A 19,021-nucleotide genomic window follows, 5' to 3' on the forward strand; every position below is an offset into this window, starting at 1 on the left:
ACCGGGAACTAAACTATTTTAACACAAATAGTATATAACGTTAATAGGTAACGCTGCCGGGGAAATTGAAATCCGCTATTTTTGGACATTCAATGTAAAATTATGCACGATCAGCTCATCAAAACCCTGCAATTTTTTATTTCGCTAAGCGACAGCGAAAAAGAACTGATTCAAAAATTATTTAAAGAAAAGAGCTATGTCAAAGGAGAATATTTTTTGAAAGAAGGACAGGTTTGTCAGCATGCAGGCTTCATTCAACAGGGGCTCGTGCGTTATTTCATCAACAATGATGGGGAAGAACTGATTTATGGTTTTGGCAAGGAAGGCAATTTCGTGTGCAGTTATGAGAGCTTTCTCGACCATTCGCCTTCTGCCAAAAACATTCAAACCATTGAAGATACCACTATGCTCACCATATCGTACAACGACCTGCAGATCTTTTACAGCGATATAAAAGGGGGTGAAAAGTTCGGCCGGCTGATAGCCGAGCAGATATTTGTAGAGTCGGTAAAACAGATCACGTCTTTATATTCCGACGCCCCCGAGCAACGTTATCGTATTTTTTTACAAACCTACCCCGATCTGCAGCAACGCATTCCACAATACCATATTTCTTCTTATGTAGGGGTTAAGCCGCAGTCGTTAAGCAGGATACGGAAAAGACTGGCCGCTGGCTAAACTTGTTACCGGATACCGGATACCGGATACCAGTTCCTGGAAACAGGCAACTGGCAACCGGAAACATGTATTTATTAACTCAGGTGCATGAAATTGTTTTTTACTGAAGTGATCTTTGCCTCAGATTAAATCACTAAAAAATATAAAAATGAAAAATTCAGTAAAAACAATCGCACTCTGGATGTCAGTTTTAACCGGCATATTAATGTTATTTATCGGGATCCGTTTTTTCATTATTCCCGAAGCCGCTACTACCGCATTTGGCATTCATGTTTCAACCAACAATGATTATTCGTTTCAGCATATAAAAGGCATACGTGATATTTTTACAGGAGCCATTGTTCTGGCGCTGTTGTTGTTGAAAGAAAGGCGCGCGCTGGGCGTTGCACTGATACTTGGTTGTATCATTCCAACAGTAGATTTTTTGACGGTGCTATCTCATCCTGATTATGAAACCGCCAGATTATATCCGCATTTATCGGCTATTTTGATCTGCTTACCACTGGGAATTTATTATTTCAGAGCAGCTTCAAAAATGGCGAAGGCATAGGTTACGCCAAATCTCCGTGAGAGCCTGCTCCGATATCGGGAGCAGGCTCCGGAACTGAGAGTTAATGCAATTTTTTAAGGTTCAGAAACAGCTGCTCAAAAATACCTTTGTACATGAGGAACCTGTTTTTGGTATCGGGTACCGATATCCTTGTTTCAAATCCTTTTGACAGATAATCATAACCTTTTTCCATATCGGCATTGTCGAAAAAGGTTTCCTTCCATTCGTCGGGCACATCTGCCAATGGTTTCAACCCAAGGCCATTTCCATAAAACTTAACCGGACTTGCAAACTGGCCGATCGAAATGGTTTCTTCTTTATTTTCAATGGCCTTTTCAATATACAATAACTGGCAAAGGATGTGACCTTTAATTCTTTCCAGTATTTGGGCATCTGTTTCTTTTTGCTTTGCTTTTATTTGCCAGCCATTGTTTTTTAAACTGTAGGCATCATCGTCTTTGTCTTTAATCACCGGCTTTGCTTCAAACTGAAAGTCCAGCTTTTCGCCCAACAGCTTCAACTTGTCGATATTCATCACAAGCGCTTCATCTGTAAGCTTTGTTATATTAAATTTCATCACCGACTTATCGTTTGAGGTAAGGGTAAGCGCGTCGCCCGATACGGTCCAGGTGCCATAATCAAATGTAGTGGCCAGCTTTCCGGTATAGGTGCCGTCGCTGTAAAAGCGTAAAAACCGGCTATAACCACCGGGGTTCGACAATTCACCCTCCAAATGGTTCAGGAAGGCAGCCGTAGAGCCGGAACTTACATTTACCAGCTTCCATACTTTATTTTCCAAAACTTGTTTGTTGGAACAGGAAACAAACAGAACAAGGGTAAAAAGAAGCGCAGGGACCAATTTTGTCATAGTGTGGTTTTGTAGGGGTACCAGCAATTAATTTGGTGGCGGCGATAAAGATATAAATAATTCGACTATGCAAAAAGCCCCGACACACCGGGGCTTTTTTGCATAGTCGAACGGTTATAATATGTGTTCTGCACTAAGGGGTGTATCCATTCACCTGTTTACTATTTTTTTGGCGAGGCTGATAGCCTACCAGTATTTCGGTATGATAAACAATGTGGCATTTAACTGAAGCGGTTATGAGGCAGTATTGATTGGTTTTTACCAGCACCTGCTCGGCCTTACAGCGCAGCGATTCATCCATGATATGCACCTTAGGATACAACTCTACCTCGGTAAATTCATACTTACCCTTTACCAACTCAACCTCTCCGTGGGCGGCGCATTCAAAGTGCGAAACAGCCAGATCATGCTTACGCGCCAGAAACAGAAAGGTGGTCATGAAACAACTGCTTATTGAACCGAGGAACATTTCTTCGGGACTCCACTCATGTCCTTCACCACCAAACTGAGCCGGTGTAGCCACATGAATGATACTCTGAGCTTCACCGGCACGCAAAATGCCTTTCCTATTTCCTATCCAGTTAAGTTGTGTACTGAAACACACCGGCTGTAGTTGTTTAACGGGTTCGCCAAATGCCTTTTCCATAATTAACTTTTAATGATTACAAATTTATTTGTCCGCCTCTTTTCATCATATGATTTTTATCATTCAAAAAACTGATCTCTTTCGCATACACTGATATGTATTAAATATTATTGGCCAAGGTTTCTACCTCGCCCGACTTTCTCAGTCGTTCAAAAGTTTTCCGGGCCTCTTCTTCGTTTATTTTACTGATTGCAACACCTACGCTCACCAGCACATAATCGCCGGGAATGGTTTCGGGTACCCTGAGCAGATTTACGTCTTTTATAATACCGCCAAAAGAAACTTTCCCCAGTCTGAAAGTTGAATCTGCATGCATATAAATTGATATGATCTTTCCGGGAATTGCTAAACACATAACATTGATATATTGGGTTTATAATTATTTTATAATATCCTTTTCTATTTGAATAATATGTGATTCATTCATACTATGCCGGTATAAACTGTAATACGCCAGCTGGCCAAATGCAATGCATTCATCATTCGGACTTAATTGCCGGTGAAAATACAATTGCTTTTTACCCGATGCCAGCTCTATGATCATATCGGTAAGAAGGGCATTCTGAAATACGCCGCCGCTGAAAGCAATACGGTTGGTTTCGAAATGATCGCTCAGCTTTAAAACAGCCATGGCCAGCGAGTAAAATAACTTCCAGGCAATGACCGGTGACTGTACTTTTTGTTCAACATCCTGCAGCAATCCGGCCATCAGCTCTTCCCATTGCATGCGCCCGTTTATAAGCGGTATATGATAATAATCGGTTGTTTTAACAGTGCACCGGGTAGCCAGTGCCTCCAGTTGCATAGCAGCTTCAGCATCCCAGGTATTATACTGCACAAGTCCCAGAATGACCGCAATACCATCGAGCAACCGGCCCATGCTGCTGGTAAGCAACGGATGCGGCTGATTAATGAGCTGCTGGTTCATCGACCACTCTTTTTCGGTAAAAAACTTTTTCAGCAGATGTTGCTGTGCAGGAAAATATTTCAATAAGGCAAAGGCCGATAGCCGGGGTTCCCTGAGCATTTTATCACCCGCGAATTGTGAAAAGTAATCAAGGTGCGCTACACGGTTAAGATGCCGGTCTTCAAAAACAAATACTTCCCCACCCCATATCTGTTTATCATCACCGTATCCTGCGCCATCCCAGATAACGCCAAGCACCGATTCTTTACTTCGCAATAAATTATTTTCGGCCAGCACGGCTGCAAAATGCGCCTTGTGGTGCTGAACCGATGTTAACAATGCACCACTGGTTGTGGCCAATGCTTCGGCTTCCTGTGTAACAAAATAGCCAGGATGTTTATCGGTAATGATATAACCGGGTGTTACCTTCAGCAACTGCTGCAAATGCTGCAGCGTATCTTTAAAAGCTGTTTGAGATGCATCATTATGAAGATTGCCGAGATACTGGCTTATGTACAGTTTATGATTAACCAAAAGGGCAAAAGCATTTTTAGGATCGGCGCCCATTGCCAGCATCACATTATCGTGCATATCAAAAGGAGCCGGAAAATAATTAGGCGCCAGTCCGCGGCTTCTGCGTAACCAAACAGTTTGCTCCTTATCGGTAAATTGCATTATACTGTCGTTCTGCGGAATTACAATATCCCGGTCATAAGTGAGTATGTAATCTGCCATACCGGGTAATATATCCAGTGCATCATCATCTTTGTATAAAACCGGCGATCCGTTTATATTGCCACCGGTGGTAACCAGGGGGCGGCCGAAATTTTGTACAATAAGCGTCAGCAATGGCGAACAGGGCAACAGCACACCAATTTTGTTCAAACCCGGGGCAATTGCTGCAGCACAAATACCATTGCCCGATTTTTCCTTCAACCGGCAAAGAACAACCGGAGCAACCGTATTGGTGAGCGCTGTTCTTTCAACAGACCTTATGAATACATCTTTTTGCGCCATCGCAACATCTGCATACAACAGGGAAAAAGGCTTATACGAACGGCGCTTTCTCCGGCGCAACATCTGAATGGCATCGCCATTGGTGGCATCGCATAAAAGCAGGTAACCGCCAATGTCTTTCACAGCCACTGTATCACCGGCTTCGAGCGCATTATTGATAGTAAGCAATATCGACCTGCTGTCGCTGCTTATATATTCATGCGGGGCCTTATACAGGTGCATGGGAATGCTGCAATGGGTGCAGGAATTGGTTTGACTATAATGCCGGCTGTTATTTATATCATTGTATTCCTGCAAACAATGTTTGCACAAATGCATTTCCGACATAGTGGTATTGGCGCGATTGTATGGAAAGGCTTTGCTGATCGAATACCGGGGCCCGCATTCAGGACAGGTTGTAAATGCATATTGATAACGGCTGTTGTGCTCATCATTCAATTCTTTACGGCAATTATCGCACAGCGCCCGGTCGGGCGTTAACAACAGATCGGGAATAGTATCGTCGCTGCTTTCCCTGATCAAAAAAGAAGTGTAAAGCTGAGGTTTGGTTTTTTCTATATCATAATGAGTAATGATCGAATGGGGCGGGGGCTGGCTTAATAACCGGTTACAAAGATCCATGGCAATTTTACGGGTAGCATTACATTCAATATGAACGCCGTTACCGGTATTGCTTACCCATCCCTTCAGATCCATGCTTTCTGCCAGCCGGCAGATAAAGGACCTGAAACCTACGCCCTGCACCAGACCTCTGATATGGATATGATATGTTTCCACGTTACAGGCAATATTAGTAAGCAACACCAATAAGTGGAATAACGGGCATCAGCGCGTTGAATGACAGTGATCATGAGGTATGGGGCGGGCCGCTATTACTTTAGCGCCGGTTTTCAGTTAATCTGTCAGATGCAATACAAAAAAAAGAGGCTATCTTCCTGAATAAAGAACAGCCTCTTTTTTATTTAATGGACCGGTCAGGGTATGTAATTATTTTCTTTTAATTACTCTTTGAGCAATTTCCGGGTGATCACTTTTTTATCATACATCATTGTTAAAGTATATACACCTGCCGGCCAACGACCTGCATCGAGTGTTGCTTTATGCATACCGGCCTGCAGTTGCGCATTTACCACTATAGCCACCTGTTTTCCGGTGATATCGTATACTGTAATATTGGTGCGGGCCGGCTTGTTGAGATAAAAGCTGATGGTATTCTGCTGCTGCAGCGGATTGGGCACACTACGTATTATTTTTTCACTATTCGCTTCTTCAACGGATGCCGCCATGTCCTGTTCAGTTGAATTGCCGGCGGCGCTTAACGTACCTGCCTCTGCCGGGCACTGACTGGCGCTGCTTTCAGATATACAGAAATCGGCAAACCGAACCTGCTCATCGCGCAGCACATCATCTTTTCCGCGGTATACGCCCCATTTTCCACGATTGTATTCAGCATCAGTGCGCCACATATCAATACCGGTTTTACTGTACGAAAGCAGCGTTGCGCCATCACTCATACGCTTAAGCGTTATTTCAAATGTTCCGGCACTGCCTTCGCTGCTTTTATATTTTACATAGGCTTCAACCCAGGCGCCTTTAAAGGGCGCCAGATCAACCTCCTTAACTGTTCCCAAACTGCCGCTGCCTTCACCGGCGCTGTGAATGATCTGCATTTTTTGCGGCGTACCGGCTCTGGGTGTAATGGTAATTAACGGCGCACCGTCATCTCCCCCATAGGCTTTGATTTGAAAAATATGCGTGAAGCGGCTGCCGGGAATAAATCCGGCATCGAGTTTAAATTTCCAGCGGTAATAAGCGGTTTGTCCGTTCGTATGCTGCATGGTGGCAGAGGATTCTGATCCGCCTTTTATTTCCATTCGTACACGGTCTTCATTGGTACAGCGGTCATCATCGGCATCGATATGACTGTGAAATACAAATACATTTTTTCCCAGGGTGCCATCACTTGCCTGGGTAACATGCGCACCAAAAGAAGGATGTTTACAATCAGGATTTTCATTACCAAATCCTTTTGACGAAATCACGCTGTAAGCACTGCCTGAGCTGGCGGTGGCGCTTAGTTTAACCTGCGCCGTTAATGCTCCGTTGGCGAATAACAATAGCAAAGCAATCGCGGTTGAGTTATACCGCATGGTGTGTAGATGTTTCATCTGATAAGGCTTTACGTTTAAAAAATAAGTATCCGGGGCACATCATAACCTATGATCTGCCGGTTTCTCCGGTGCGGGTTAATTTAGGGAGGATCGTTCAGCAACATAACGAGGTTGTACAAGCCATAAATTGGTTAGCAATGGCCTTACAGTTACAAACTGTACGTGTTATGTTCGGCTGTAAACAGGAATGTGTTCAATAATGCGGATTACAGATGTGTCACGAGTATGAGCATACCAGAACGATATACTCAAGCGGTTTTGGCATTTTCATATAGCAGCAGGTTTTAAGTTAGCGAAGAAGGTACTGTGAAGTAAATATATTTATCAACCGGTTGCCTGCCTGCAATTAGCCGAATTATAAACTATTTTGGCAATAACGTGAAACACTGAACGCTGAACGTGAAACGCGAAACGCTGAACGCTAAATGCTGAACGCAGAACAGTAAATGCAAAACAGCCCTCCACGAATGCATTAAACGTTAGGCATTATGCGTTAAGCGTTAAGCGTTAGGCGTTAGGCATTAAGCGTCTTCGTTATTGGTTATTCACCAATTCGATACTGCCGCTTCTCGACATATTGGAGCTTAGCAAAAAACTTTCTTCTTTTTTACCATATCTTACCTGCACCAGTGCGGTATTGGGAGGAAAAGAACCTAAACTTTCAGCATAAATCACAAGCCGGTTGGGAAATCCTTTAAAGATGGGTAGCCTGATAACAAATGGTTTTTCTTTTAATCCCAGTTTTTGTACAATCAACTGGCCATTGTAAAACAAACTAATGGTATCGCCATCAACAATGCCGTTATCCATAAGCCGTATTTCAGCCGAATCGGCATTGATGATATAGCGGGTGGCATTGTTCACGGCCCTGCCTGCGAGAAAATCTCTTCCCACCAGCGAATCCCGTGCAATCGGCCGTATAAATGAAATGCTGGTAGTGCCGGTTGTTTTTACCGGCCTGCGGGCAGTAATTTCAGGGTCGTATAAAAAAGCAGCCCGGTATGTGAGCGAACCGATATTTTTTGAGTAACGGGCTATGATATTACACAACGTATCGCATCTTCTTTCGCCCTGCAATACAATGCTGTCGCCTTTCTGCGACCAGGAATATTTCATGGAATCGCAGGCGTTGCAATGCTTGGCCCATGTATATTGACCAGGGGGATCTTTGAAATAAACCACTTCTTTCAGCTTGGTCATTATATAACCGGCATATATTCGTCCGGTAAGGCGGGTATGTAATCGCACAGTGGTATCTGAGGGAAGAATGCATTGCACGATACCTTCAAACTGCGAACCGTTCACTTTGGTAATTTGTAAACGCGTATCAAAGGTTTTGGTAATCTTGCTTTTTTCGCCGAAATAAACGCCGTTCCATTCGCCTATGATCCATTGGTTTTCCTGGGCAAAAATTTTCAATGTACACAAAATGCCAAAAACCATTGGCATCAAACGACTACTGAACTGGCGAAACAACGCTACTACAACATTTTTCATGATCGGTACAGTTGAACAATTGCCTTCAACGCAAATTGAATGAGCCTGAAATGATCAGGTTTACTGTACAGTTTTTGGGCTAATTACATGCCGGCTTTTGCCTGTAGTATGTATGGGGTGGGTTCTTTTCAATGGATATTCCGGGAAATCGAAGCAATTTAGGCTCAAAATAACAATCAAACAAATCCATTTAAGTCCGGAAGACGGAAAGTCCGGAAGACGGAAAGTCCGAAAGTCGGAAAGATAGTTGCTGCGAATGCATTCTTCTTTCGGACTTTCGGACTTTACTGACTTTCCGACTTCTACTATTTTGACTTCCGTTCATACCTGCAACAATCCGGCAGGGAATTGTAAGCACTGGCATCGGCTTTTACATGCTGCGTATCGTGGCCGGTTGAAGCAACCAGCTGTTCAATTTTTGCGGGCGTTGTTTTCAGCCGGTTATATTTCACCAGCAGCAATTTTGATTCAGCATCCCAATCGGCCGAGTATACCGCAGGCGATTTTTTCAAGGCGCTTTCGATGGTATGCTTGCACATATCGCACACACCGTTTACTTTAAACGTTTGGATTGAAGTAAAAGGTCCATCCAGTTTGTAATTGTAAGGTTTGGGACTTTGTGCTTTGGCAAATGATAAGGCTACTACCAAAATAATAGCTGCACAAAACAACTTTTTCATCTGTTTGATTTTGTTTTTTACGTAATTGAGTTTTGTTTTTACACCAGTCCTTAGTGCACAAACAAGTAGGTATTATTTTTACGTGGCTTGTACTGCCGGTTAATAAACAAAGTGTTCTCCGTTAACAATTCGATTGCAAATCACGTTCGTAAAATGCAATAAGTTATAAAGTGCAACAAAATACAAGCGGGCCTCCTGAAGTCAGAAAAGTCGGAAAGACCGGAAGACCGAAAGTCAGAAAGAAAGCTGCATTGAGGGCAACCATCTTTCCGACTTCCGGACTTTACTGACTTTCGGACTTACTACGCAACATTTAAGACACGCTCCTGTTCCTTTTCGAGCACGTGTGCGAACAGGTTATCATCCAGTAAATCTTTTACCGATTTAATAATAAAATCAGGTGTATAACCAAACTGATCAAGGTCAGCTTCTTTGGTTACGCCCGATAAGGTCAGCACTGTTGTAAAGCCCATAGAGCCGGCGCCGAGAATATCGGTGGTCATGGTATCGCCGATCATAATGGTTTCATCGGTGCTCAGCTGCAGTATCTTGCGCGCCATACGCATCATCACCGGGCTTGGTTTACCTACACTGAACGCCTGTTTACCGGTAGCAAATTCAAGCATGGCGACAAATGCGCCACAACCGGCACGGGTTTTTCCATTGCCTACCGGGCAATTGGGATCGAGGTTGGTAGCGATCAGCTTTGAACCGTTCATGATCATATTGATCGCCTTATCAACCGATTCAAGCATAATGGTACGTCCTTCACCAATGATCACATAATCAGGATGATCGTCTACAATTGAATAGCCTACATTATGCAATTCGGTAAGCAAACCACCTTCACCAATTACATAAGCTGTGCCATGCGTTTTACGCGAAGCGAGGTAACGCGCTGTTGCCATAGCACAGGTAAAAATATCATCGTCGTTTACATTGAAACCTAATTTGCGTAATTTATAACATACGTCGCGCGGTGTACGCTGACTGTTATTGGTTAAAAACAGAAAAGGATAACCACGCTCGCGTAATGAATTAATAAACTCAACTGCTCCGGGTATCGGTTCACTGCCTTTGTAAATAACACCATCCATGTCGATAAGAAAGCCCTTTTGTGCCATAGGTATATCTTTTTTGTTTTTTGAATAAATGTATCCTTTCAGATGGCCGGCAACAGGGCAAGCTGTTTTAAGCATTAAAGGGCAAGCAAAATAAAGTGCTCACAGGCAAGAATTTATACTGAACAAGCAGGAATGACAAGCGGAAAAAATGATTATGCAGAGCGCATTTGTGGCAAAATTACAACCGAAGAACGACCGCTTTGTTAATTATATTGTTAAGCGGCTGAACATTTACTGGTATGAATAAAGAACTATGGTGCAAATATACACATTCAATTTTAAAAACACCTACTTAATTATTAACTGTGTGTGAATTAATGAAGAAGAAGCGAGTAGTAAATGGTAAGTAGCAAGAAGGGTTCACTGAGTTATGTAAGAAATTAACGACAAAAACGACAGCTTTTATTCATTATAATATTGCGCAGATAATATTTTCAACAAACGTGAAACGGCAGTCTTATGTTACAGGTTGCAGGTTTCAGGTTGCAGGGCTTCAGAAGCAGTTATTCTCTGTAACATGTAACAACCTGAAACTTGTAACCTGTAACTTGTAACTTGTAACCGGCACCCATTGTCAACTTTCCATTTCCTGATTCAACCTTCAGCCTTCAAACTCCCCACCGGATTCTCCATCGCCGATTTAAGCGCCTGGAAACTGATTGTACAAATTGTAATAACAAAGATCAGCGTAGTTGCTATAACAAAAACCGAGGCGCCCATATTAATACGATAGGCAAAACTTTGCAACCATTGGTTCATGCCCCACCATGCCAAAGGAAAAGCAATCAGCAACGCTATAAATACGAGATATAAAAACTCTTTAGATAACAAACCCACAATATTACTTACCGTGGCGCCTAACACTTTGCGAATACCAATTTCTTTGCGACGTGTTTCGGCCCTGAATGCAGCCAGTCCGAACAAGCCCAGGCAGGTGATGATAATGGTTAAGCCGGCGAAGTACTTTGATAAGTTAGCCACCAGCTTTTCTGAAGCATACTGCTCCTGGTATTCCTCATCGAGGAATTTGTATTCAAAAGGGTAACCTGGGTTGAACTTTTTATAAAATGCAGCCAATGCATTAATGGTAGCCTGGCGATGTTCCCTGTTTATTTTCACCATGGCCAACAGCGTTTCATCAGGCGCCAGGCTGAAAATAAAAGGTTGTATAGGCTCATGCAATGAATTATAATGAAAGTTGCGGACCACTCCTATAATATGGCTTTGGTTTCCCGATACGCCAGTAATTACCTTACCAATTGGGTCGGTCAAATGCATTTGTTTAACTGCTTCTTCATTAACAATTATGGCGGTGCTGTCGGTAGCAAAACTCCGCGAAAAAGAACGACCGGCCACTATTTGAATACCCAGCGTTTCGATCAGGTCGTAATTAACCGATAGTCCGTGAAACCGAACAGCATCATCCTCATTTTTATTATCCCACCGAAGACCACCACCCGCAGGCGCTGCCGGCAAAAGAATGGTGTTCATTATGCAGGAAGCCTGCACCACGCCGGGTACCGTTTTTACAGCAGTAAAAAAGGCATTCTTTTCTTTGGCCGCTCTTCCTTCCATTTCAAAAACAAGAATATTGTCTTTATCAAAACCGGGGTTCTTTGATTGTACATATCGCATCTGGCTATTGACAACCATAACACCAATCATAAAAAATACCGACAGGCTAAACTGAAACACCACCAGCCCCTTGCGTATCCATAATTCATTAACAGAACCGGTAAATTTTCCCTTTAAGGTAATGGCAGGTCTGAAACGCGACAGGTATAATGCAGGATAACTGCCTGCCACCAGGCCGGCTAATAACGCAATGCCAATCACAGATCCGATTGCCGTGGCATTAACAGGAAGGCTCAGGTGCTTTTGCGTGAACGCATTGAACTGCGGCAACAGCAACCAAACAAGCAATAAAGCAATCAGCAGCGCCATAGCGCTCATTAGTAACGATTCGCCCATAAAAGTGTACACCAGCGACCGCCGGCCTGCGCCCAGCGTTTTCTTTACACCTACTTCCTTCATTCGTTGCGCTGCCTTTGCAGTACTCAAATTCATGAAATTAATACAGGCAATCAGTAAAATGAAGATGCCGATAATGGAAAACAGTTTTACGTATTCAATTCTACCGCCGGTTTGCACCCCATTTTCGTAATTGGCATATAAATAACCATCGGCATATGGTCGTACAAACAAACTGATTGGAGAATCGGGAAACTTCTTTTTTATAAACCCTGCAATCTTTTTATTAAACTGTGCCACATTGGTGCCCTTCTTTAACACGATAAAATTATTAAAAGGGCCGCCGCTTATATCGGGCGTTCCGGTGGTGAGGTGCATAACATCTTTACCCCACGATTCGAGGGAGAGCAGAAAATCAAACGGCAGGGTTGCATTTGCAGGCGCGTTTTTATACACACCGGTAATAACACACTGCACGCTGAAGCTGAACCATTTCCATTCCACTACTTTACCTGTTACATGGCGAGTTGTATTAAATAACTTTTTGGCCAGCTGTTCCGATATAACAATGGCGTTTTTATCGGTCAGTAATTGCTCCCGTTTGCCCTCCACCAGCTCATAAGGAAACACGGTAAAATACTGCGGCCCGGCAAAATTGCCCGTGGCTTTAACAGCGGTATTGCCGTTAGATATATTTATTTTTCTAAACCAAAAGGCCGGTGTGGTGCTCACGCCGGATTCCACTTCGGGTAATTCTTTTTTAAGCGTTTCAGCTAAAATAGCGCTGCCGTCGCCATTGGTAACAACCTTATCGCCATCCTGCCGGTTATTCATTACCTGGTACAGCCGGCTGTCGGTTTTAAAGAAATGGTCAACCTGCAACTCATCGTAAACCCACAGGTAAACTAATATAGCAGCCGCCAAACCGGTCGATAAGCCAACGAGGTTCAGTATTGTAAAGCGGCGGTCTTTCCAAAGACGGCGAAACATGAATTTAAAGTACGTGTAAAGCATACGCGTGAATGGTGAATAGGCAAGGACGCAAACGGGAAGAATTTCCATAAATTTTTTCAGAAATTCTTTTGGCCCAACCAGTCAACACAGCCACATATGAACTAAATTGTTTAAATTTATACATATTCCCTCCCCTATCTGAACTTCATTGGGTTGATCTGACCGGGTTCCTGCAGTGCTTTGTTTAGTTGTTAAAATTTGATGCTTTTACATCAAAACCCAACATTATGCCTACGCGATATGAAAATTTTAAGCAGCTCGACTCTTACCGGGTAACAAAAGACCTGATTTATGATATTGAAGACTACTGTAACAGGCAAATTCCGAAACTGATCGATGTTCAAAAACCGAAGGCCGATGAAATGTCGGTTTCCATTTATACCCGAAAAAAAACCAGGTTTTACCATTCTATCAGGGAATATAAAAACGATATCGCCGGCAATGACATAACAGGTATAGCCATCAATTGCAGCCTGTATAACGAAACAAGGGGCGTTGTACTAAGCATCCGATTCGACAAAAACGCAGACGATTCATTCCTGCAAATTTGCGTGTACGACGACAGGGAACAGATTATATTATCAAACATTCAACCAGCCATATTAAATATATTAAGCAATTACAAAACCAAACACCGCTTTCGTTATCACCCCGAATCCATCGCCGTTCCGTTTCTTATACTCGCATTGATGATTTGTGTATTTGGCATTATGCTGGGTGGCAAAGAAACGAAAGCTGTATTTATTATTATTGGAGCGTTAGACATTTTTTATCTTGTTGCCTTCAGAAGTACAAACGCACACTGCACGTTCGATTTAAAAACAACATAACACGCCAACATACTTTTTTTCTTTCCTGTATTTCGTATCTCCGTTACGTTAGGCGGCCTGATATGCCTTTGCCAAATTAACTTAACACTTTGCATATCCATTTAAAAGTCAGTTACACAAATATGCCTTACTTGCAATTACAGAAGCTTATCGCGATGCTTCTGAGTATCCCTTAACCTTCTGCCATTTGTGTCGTTTCTGTCGTTTAATCCCAACGGATAACGACCCGTATCCATTCGAATAACAAGTATGAAGTTAGAAACAGGTCGAACCTCAGTTTCGGACCACCATCACCATGGCTATGCAAATCCGATTTCTGACTTCCGACCTCTGACTTCCGGTTTCCGGCTCAAAATTGACTTCTGTATGAAAAAGCAAATCACTACTGCTATGCACGCTCTTTTACAAAAACATTACCGCGCATGCGCGGTATTACTGGCCACCTGCTTACTGGCAATTATTACCGGCACTTCGCTATTCGCCCAGGACACTCAAATCACCGGCACTATTAAAGACGACAAAGGAAATGCACTATCGGGTGTAACAGTGACCATTAAAGGCACTAAGATCAACGCACTATCTGATGAAGATGGAAAATTTTCCCTGCGCGCCACTACACCACAGGCAACGCTCGTGTTCAGCCATGTTGGGTATACCACGCATGAAGAAAAACTATCGGGCCAAACCAGTCTCAACATTATTTTAAAAGAACAATCCACTGCCATGAACGAAGTGGTGGTAGTGGGGTATGGTACGCAAAAGAAACTTGATCTTACCGGCGCCGTTGCCACTGTAACGGGCACCGACCTCAACAAACGTGTAGCAACCGACCCTACCCAATTACTGCAGGGTAAATTACCGGGCCTTAGCCTTACACAGGGCTCTGGAGAAGCAGGCAATGAAAATTCGGTATTGCGCGTACGCGGATTGGGTACTTACAGCGGCGCCGGCACCAATCCTTTGGTGATTGTTGATGGTATTCCCGGAAGCATGACCGCTTTGGACCCTGCCAATATAGCTTCTGTTACACTTCTTAAAGATGCCGCTTCTGCCGCTATTTACGGAACCCGCGCTGCCAACGGCGTTATATTGGTAACTACAAAAACAGGAAGCGGTGGTTTTCATGTATCGTACGATTATAATATCGGCATCACTTCACCTACGGCATTGCCAAAGCTCGTTTATAATTCAGTGCAGTTTATGCAGATGTATAACACGGCCGCCAACAACTCAGGCGCTGCTGCATCTAACCGGTTCAGCCAGGCAACCATTGACGCTTATGCCAACGCAACCGACAAAAATCTATATCCCGATGTAAACTGGCTCGATCTGATGATTCGCACCGTAGCCGTTCAAAACCACCACCTCGGTTTATCGGGCGGACGAAACGGCACTTCGTACAATGTTGGATTAGGCTATGTTGATCAACCGGATATTATGCTGGGTTTTTCATTCAAAAAATACAACCTGCAGCTCAATATAAATTCAAAAGTAAATGAGCGGGTAAATTTCGGATCAAGTCTTACCATTAATTACAGCAAACGGTATTACGCACGCCAGGGAAGTCAGGACCAGTTCCTGAGCACCCTTTCACAGGCTCCGTTGTACGGTCCCAAATTGCCCGACGGCAGCGGGCGGTATACCAGTGTAGCCTATCCGTTTGAATCGGTGAATAAGAACCCGGTAGCAATTGCAGAAAATGCTACAGCCAATACCAATGATTATTACATGCAGGGCAATGTATTTGTAAATGTAAAAGTGCTCGAAGGACTTGAATGGAAAACAAGCGGCGGGTTCAATTTCGATTTCCGTAAAACATTTGACTTCAAACCCCAGGTGAATCAATACTTTTGGTTTGCGGGTCCAAACGAAGCTCCCCAAAGAGTGCTGGATGTAGGCGGACAAGGCCTTACAGTAACAGATACCAACTATGTATACCCGATATTTTATTCGCAGCTCACCTGGAGCAAACAAATAAAAGACCACAGTTTTAAAATACTGGGCGGAACGCAGGCCGAGTATTTCAAAGGCCAGTCGCTCAGCGGTGGCCGGCTGGTATACCCCAACAACGATTTACGTGAGGTAAATGCCGGTTCATCGGGCGCTCAATCAGCCACGGGTACGGCAGCCGAATGGTCGCTGTATTCTTTGTATGGAAGGGTCAATTATGATTTCAAAGAAAAGTACCTGCTTGAATTAAATTACCGGTACGATGCCTCTTCGCGCTTTCCGCCCAGTAATAAATGGGGCTTTTTCCCTTCGGTATCTACAGGCTGGCGCATCAACAGGGAAAAATTCATGGAACATGTTGGCTGGCTCAACGATTTAAAGTTACGCGGCTCATTTGGTGTGCTGGGCAACCAGAATATCACCAATTATCCTTATCAGAATGTTTATAACGTAGGATTTGCCTATCCATATAACAATACAGCGCTCAGTTCGGGAGTAATACAAACCAGCCTGGTCGACACTTCGATCAAATGGGAATCGACCCGGGTGTTTGATGTGGGCGCAGATGTAACATTGCTGAATAACAGGCTGTCGCTTACATTCGACTGGTACAACAAAGAAACCTATGATATTCTTGCGCAGCAGTCGCTGCCTGCCTATATCGGGTACACCGCTCCCACCATCAACAATGGAAAAATGCGCAACACAGGTATTGAGATAAGCGCCCAGTATAGCGACCATATTGGCGAGGTAAAATACACAGTAAGTGGCAACATACAAACCAACAAAAACAAACTGGTAAAATATGGCGCCACACAAATCAATACAGGCAGCAACACTATTAACATCGAAGGGCAGCCCTACGGCAGTTTTTACCTGTACCAATTCGACGGCATTTTTCAAACGGCCGATGAAGTCAGCAAAAGCCCCAAACAACCTTATAGCCCGCAACCCGGTTATATGAAATTCAAAGATGTGGACCCTAATGGCACTATCGATGCCAATGACCGTGTAATTGTACCCGGCATTTATCCCAAATACAATTATTCGTTCAATGCTTTTGCCGAATGGAAGAACTTCGACATTACCGTTTTTCTGTATGGTTCGCAGGGCCAGAAGATATTTGTAAACCGGTGGGGCATGCAACCCTTCGATCAGAGTTCGGTACCAACTACCGACTGGCTGAATGCCTGGACGCCCGATCATCCCAGCACAACCATGCCCATGATCTATCTATCCGGCACAGGGAACATCAGCAATAATGCAGGTACCTCTTCAACCTGGTATTTAAAAGATGCTTCTTTTCTGCGCATAAAAAATATTCAGTTTGGATATAATTTACCTGCGAAATACGCCAAATATGCAGCCATGAGCAGCCTGCGTATATACTTTGCCGGTGACAACCTGGTCACCTTCAGCAAATTCCCCGGTCTTGACCCCGAACGGGTTGCCACCAACCTGCGGTATGTAAACCATCCGCAAAACCGGGTCATTTCATTTGGCTTAAAAGCAGTTTTTTAATTATTAAACGATGTACAGCATGAAACGCAGCACAATATATTTCTTACTTTATATCATAATAGCCGCAGCAGGTTTTACGGCATGCCATAAATACCTCGACAAAAATCCGCTCGACCAGGTACCGGCAGAAAATTTCTGGAAAACACAAAACGACGCCGATCTGGCCCTCGCCGGCGTGTACAGTTATTTATCGCCGGGCACCAATGCCAGCAGTGTAAGCAATACTGCGCCCGGATGGGGCTGTTTAACCATGCACTGGGATATACTGGCCGACAATGGCTATACCTTGTCGACCGGTAATAATTTCAATAACGTATCTACCGGAGTAATTGAAGCCACTTCAGGAGGCATTCAGTCAGACGCCTATAATCTGCCGTATAAAGCCATTGCAGCCTGTAATAACTTTCTGGCGAACATCGACAGGGTAGCCATGGATACAGCGACCATAAGAAGATATAAAGCCGAAGTGAGGTTCATCAGGGCGCATTATTATTTTCTGCTGGTTCAGCTATATGGCGATGTAGTGCTTACTCTGGAACCGCTGAACAGTAATATCAGCAGCGCTACCCTGCCCCGCACGGCCAAAAGCACGGTCACCAACGCCATACTGGCCGACCTTGATTTTGCCATCGATAATTTACCAAACACCGCCTACAACAACGGACATGTAATTCGTGGCGCCGCGCTGGGCTATAAAGCCAAAGTAATGCTTACCAACAGCCGCTGGTCCGAAGCAGCTGCGCTCGCCAATCAGGTGATAACAGAAAATAAATTCAGTTTGTATACCGGCGGGTTTCGCAACCTGTTTTTAAAACCCGGGCAAAACAATAATCCCGAGATCATATTCAGCGCCCGGTACCTGCCTCCCAACTATGCCGGCACTACCGATTGGGTATATTCGTATACCAATGCATTTCAGGTATTGAAAAACCTCGTCGATGAATTTGAATGTACCGACGGCCGGCCCATTAAAGGCCCTGATTCCTCTCTGCTCTACAATCCGGCCAAACCATACGACAACCGCGATCCGCGTTTAAAGTTAACAGTGATAGTACCCGGCGATTGGCGGGGCACAACTGCCGCCACGGCTTTTGACCCTACAAGAGATAATGTTGCCAGCGGTTTTCTGGTTCGTAAATATATCGACAGCACCCGCTACCCTACTACCTATGCCACACAAAGCGATCAGGATTTTGTGCTTTTGCGCTATGCAGATATTTTACTGATGTATGCCGAAGCGCAAAACGAAGCCGCAGGCCCCGATGCCTCGGTATACACAGCTATTAATTCGATCAGGGCACGACCCGGTATTAATATGCCGCCATTGCCCACAGGTTTATCGCAGGACGAGATGCGGCAACGCATTCGTCATGAACGCAGAATTGAACTGGCGCTCGAAGGAACACGCTATTTTGATTTGAAAAGATGGAAGATCGACAGAGATATTATGCCGAAAGTAAAAGACCCAAGCGGCGCCTTACGCGCCTTCCCCTTACGCGATACCTTGTGGCCCGTACCGCAATCGGAAATTGATATTGCAAAGAGTTATGGTAATACTGGGTTTACGCAAACGCCCGGCTGGTGAGTTGCCGGTTAC

14 protein-coding genes are annotated in these 19,021 nt (G+C 44.1%); 5 read left to right on the forward strand and 9 right to left on the reverse strand.

The window, feature by feature from the left end; genetic code table 11:
* Positions 1–102: 102 nt before the first annotated feature.
* Both AC59IL_RS03490 and AC59IL_RS03495 read left to right on the forward strand, forming a co-directional pair.
* Positions 103–678, forward strand: a complete 576-nt coding sequence (locus tag AC59IL_RS03490) for a Crp/Fnr family transcriptional regulator (protein ID WP_496550689.1) — start codon at positions 103–105, stop codon at positions 676–678.
* A gap of 148 nt (positions 679–826) precedes the next feature.
* Positions 827–1,228, forward strand: coding sequence for a DUF4267 domain-containing protein (locus tag AC59IL_RS03495; RefSeq protein WP_496550690.1), 402 nt, complete (start codon positions 827–829; stop codon positions 1,226–1,228).
* 61 nt (positions 1,229–1,289) lie between these two features.
* Here the strand turns inward: AC59IL_RS03495 and AC59IL_RS03500 are convergent, their stop codons facing one another.
* From AC59IL_RS03500 to AC59IL_RS03540, 9 genes are all read right to left on the reverse strand, one after another.
* Positions 1,290–2,096 carry a lipocalin family protein gene (locus AC59IL_RS03500; protein WP_496550691.1) on the reverse strand — a complete coding sequence of 269 codons (807 nt, stop codon included), beginning with the start codon at positions 2,094–2,096 and terminating at the stop codon, positions 1,290–1,292.
* Between the two features lie 133 nt (positions 2,097–2,229).
* Positions 2,230–2,742: an OsmC family protein gene (locus AC59IL_RS03505; RefSeq protein ID WP_496550692.1), complete on the reverse strand. Its 513-nt coding sequence runs from the start codon at positions 2,740–2,742 to the stop codon at positions 2,230–2,232.
* A gap of 100 nt (positions 2,743–2,842) precedes the next feature.
* Positions 2,843–3,097 (reverse strand): HypC/HybG/HupF family hydrogenase formation chaperone, encoded by a 255-nt coding sequence (locus AC59IL_RS03510; RefSeq protein WP_496550693.1) that lies wholly within the window; start codon positions 3,095–3,097, stop codon positions 2,843–2,845.
* A gap of 24 nt (positions 3,098–3,121) precedes the next feature.
* Positions 3,122–5,443, reverse strand: a complete 2,322-nt coding sequence (gene hypF / locus AC59IL_RS03515) for a carbamoyltransferase HypF (protein ID WP_496550694.1) — start codon at positions 5,441–5,443, stop codon at positions 3,122–3,124.
* Positions 5,444–5,667: 224 nt separating this feature from the next.
* Positions 5,668–6,834, reverse strand: a complete 1,167-nt coding sequence (locus tag AC59IL_RS03520) for a T9SS type A sorting domain-containing protein (protein ID WP_496550695.1) — start codon at positions 6,832–6,834, stop codon at positions 5,668–5,670.
* Between the two features lie 537 nt (positions 6,835–7,371).
* The gene (locus AC59IL_RS03525; RefSeq protein WP_496550696.1) at positions 7,372–8,334 is read right to left on the reverse strand and encodes a hypothetical protein; all 963 of its coding nucleotides are present in this window, start codon (positions 8,332–8,334) and stop codon (positions 7,372–7,374) included.
* Between the two features lie 305 nt (positions 8,335–8,639).
* Positions 8,640–9,014 (reverse strand): heavy-metal-associated domain-containing protein, encoded by a 375-nt coding sequence (locus AC59IL_RS03530; RefSeq protein WP_496550697.1) that lies wholly within the window; start codon positions 9,012–9,014, stop codon positions 8,640–8,642.
* Between the two features lie 302 nt (positions 9,015–9,316).
* Positions 9,317–10,138 carry an HAD-IIA family hydrolase gene (locus AC59IL_RS03535; RefSeq protein WP_496550698.1) on the reverse strand — a complete coding sequence of 274 codons (822 nt, stop codon included), beginning with the start codon at positions 10,136–10,138 and terminating at the stop codon, positions 9,317–9,319.
* A 594-nt stretch (positions 10,139–10,732) separates the two neighbouring features.
* Positions 10,733–13,099 (reverse strand): ABC transporter permease, encoded by a 2,367-nt coding sequence (locus AC59IL_RS03540; protein ID WP_496550699.1) that lies wholly within the window; start codon positions 13,097–13,099, stop codon positions 10,733–10,735.
* A 251-nt stretch (positions 13,100–13,350) separates the two neighbouring features.
* On the opposite strand from AC59IL_RS03540, the gene AC59IL_RS03545 reads away from it, so the two are divergent.
* From AC59IL_RS03545 to AC59IL_RS03555, 3 genes are all read left to right on the forward strand, one after another.
* The gene (locus AC59IL_RS03545) at positions 13,351–13,953 is read left to right on the forward strand and encodes a hypothetical protein (protein WP_496550700.1); all 603 of its coding nucleotides are present in this window, start codon (positions 13,351–13,353) and stop codon (positions 13,951–13,953) included.
* Between the two features lie 366 nt (positions 13,954–14,319).
* The gene (locus AC59IL_RS03550; RefSeq protein WP_496550701.1) at positions 14,320–17,424 is read left to right on the forward strand and encodes a SusC/RagA family TonB-linked outer membrane protein; all 3,105 of its coding nucleotides are present in this window, start codon (positions 14,320–14,322) and stop codon (positions 17,422–17,424) included.
* Positions 17,425–17,443: 19 nt separating this feature from the next.
* On the forward strand, positions 17,444–19,009 hold the full coding sequence (locus tag AC59IL_RS03555; protein WP_496550702.1) for a RagB/SusD family nutrient uptake outer membrane protein: 1,566 nt from the start codon (positions 17,444–17,446) through the stop codon (positions 19,007–19,009).
* Positions 19,010–19,021 lie beyond the last annotated feature (12 nt).

The organism is Niastella sp. sgz303648 (assembly GCF_059587045.1).

Bases quoted from the DNA above. Each gene is read 5' to 3' on its own strand.
- AC59IL_RS03520 (WP_496550695.1), bottom strand. From the start codon at position 6,834: ATGAAACATCTACACACCATGCGGTATAACTCAACCGCGATTGCTTTG.
- AC59IL_RS03500 (WP_496550691.1), bottom strand. From the start codon at position 2,096: ATGACAAAATTGGTCCCTGCGCTTCTTTTTACCCTTGTTCTGTTTGTT.
- AC59IL_RS03545 (WP_496550700.1), top strand. From the start codon at position 13,351: ATGCCTACGCGATATGAAAATTTTAAGCAGCTCGACTCTTACCGGGTA.
- AC59IL_RS03530 (WP_496550697.1), bottom strand. From the start codon at position 9,014: ATGAAAAAGTTGTTTTGTGCAGCTATTATTTTGGTAGTAGCCTTATCA.
- AC59IL_RS03550 (WP_496550701.1), top strand. From the start codon at position 14,320: ATGAAAAAGCAAATCACTACTGCTATGCACGCTCTTTTACAAAAACAT.
- AC59IL_RS03535 (WP_496550698.1), bottom strand. From the start codon at position 10,138: ATGGCACAAAAGGGCTTTCTTATCGACATGGATGGTGTTATTTACAAA.
- AC59IL_RS03540 (WP_496550699.1), bottom strand. From the start codon at position 13,099: ATGTTTCGCCGTCTTTGGAAAGACCGCCGCTTTACAATACTGAACCTC.
- AC59IL_RS03495 (WP_496550690.1), top strand. From the start codon at position 827: ATGAAAAATTCAGTAAAAACAATCGCACTCTGGATGTCAGTTTTAACC.
- AC59IL_RS03490 (WP_496550689.1), top strand. From the start codon at position 103: ATGCACGATCAGCTCATCAAAACCCTGCAATTTTTTATTTCGCTAAGC.
- AC59IL_RS03525 (WP_496550696.1), bottom strand. From the start codon at position 8,334: ATGAAAAATGTTGTAGTAGCGTTGTTTCGCCAGTTCAGTAGTCGTTTG.
- AC59IL_RS03505 (WP_496550692.1), bottom strand. From the start codon at position 2,742: ATGGAAAAGGCATTTGGCGAACCCGTTAAACAACTACAGCCGGTGTGT.
- AC59IL_RS03510 (WP_496550693.1), bottom strand. From the start codon at position 3,097: ATGTGTTTAGCAATTCCCGGAAAGATCATATCAATTTATATGCATGCA.
- AC59IL_RS03555 (WP_496550702.1), top strand. From the start codon at position 17,444: ATGAAACGCAGCACAATATATTTCTTACTTTATATCATAATAGCCGCA.